Source organism: Streptomyces mayonensis (assembly GCF_018982965.1).
GTDB classification, from domain to species: Bacteria; Actinomycetota; Actinomycetes; order Streptomycetales; family Streptomycetaceae; genus Streptomyces; species Streptomyces mayonensis.
The window spans coordinates 1-1,037 of sequence record NZ_JACBYP010000273.1; the positions used below are offsets into that span (position 1 = coordinate 1).

The 1,037-nt window shown below is 67.0% G+C and carries 2 protein-coding genes; both read right to left on the reverse strand.

What is annotated here, in order from left to right; translation table 11 throughout:
- On the reverse strand, positions 1-98 hold a 98-nt coding region (locus HZS56_RS37815; RefSeq protein WP_216725327.1), incomplete at its 3' end, for an adenosylhomocysteinase.
- A complete protein-coding gene (metF, locus tag HZS56_RS37820) occupies positions 88-945 on the reverse strand; it encodes a methylenetetrahydrofolate reductase [NAD(P)H] (RefSeq protein ID WP_216725326.1) in 858 nt (285 codons plus the stop codon). The genes metF and HZS56_RS37815, both read right to left, overlap by 11 nt.
- Positions 946-1,037 lie beyond the last annotated feature (92 nt).

Consider the following 1,037-nt stretch of genomic DNA (forward strand, 5'->3'; position numbering starts at 1 on the left):
AGACCGGGCATCTCGTGCTCGGCGAGCGTGATCTCCTTGCGGCCGAACGCGGCCAGGGAGAGGTCGGCGACCTTGAAATCGGTGAGATCAGTGGACACTGAGGCTCCTTGAGGCAACTACATTGCGGTGGATGTCGAGAGCGGCGGCTGCGCGGTTCAAAGTGATGCAGTGCAGTCCCGGGGCGCCCTCGGCCAGAAGACGCTCCGACATGGCGGTGGCGTGCTCCACCCCGATGCGATGCCCCTCGGCCGGGTCGTCGCGGGCTGCTTCGAGGCGGCGGGCGAGGGCCGGAGGGAAGGAAGCTCCCGACAGCTCGGCGAAGCGGCTGATCTGACGTACGTCAGTGGCCGGCATGATCTCCGGGATGATCGGTATGTCGCAGCCCGCGGCCGAAACCCTGTCGCGCAGCCGCAGGTAGTCCTCAGCCGTGAAGAACATCTGGGTGATGGCGTAGTCGGCACCTGCCCGGCACTTCGCCACGAAGTGCCGGACGTCCGATTCCCAGTCTGGCGAGCGCGGATGCATCTCGGGGAAGGCGGCCACGCCGATGGTGAAGTCGCCCAGGGACCGCACCAGTTCGACAAGTTCGCTCGCGTACGTCAGCCCCTGGGGATGCGGCACCCAACTGCCTCGGGGGTCGCCGGGAGGGTCGCCGCGCAAAACCAGAAGGTCGCGGGCACCGGCATCCGCGTACCTTCCGATGATCTGGCGCAGTTCGGCAACCGAGTGGCCGACCGCGGTGAGGTGGGCGACGGGACGGAGTGTGGTCTCGGTCGCGATACGCCGGACGAGGTCGGCCGTCCGGTCGCGAGAGGATCCTCCCGCCCCGTAAGTGACGGAGAGAAAGCGAGGATTCAGGCTTTCCAGACGGCGAATGACGTCCCAGAGGGCACGTTCGCCGGCCGCAGTGCGCGGAGGGAAGACTTCGAACGAGATCGGCGTCATGCGGCGCCGCCCCTTGCGTTGAAGTACTTGGCTTCGGGGTGGTGGATGACGATGGCGTCGGTGGACTGTTCGGGGTGGAGCTGGAACTCCTC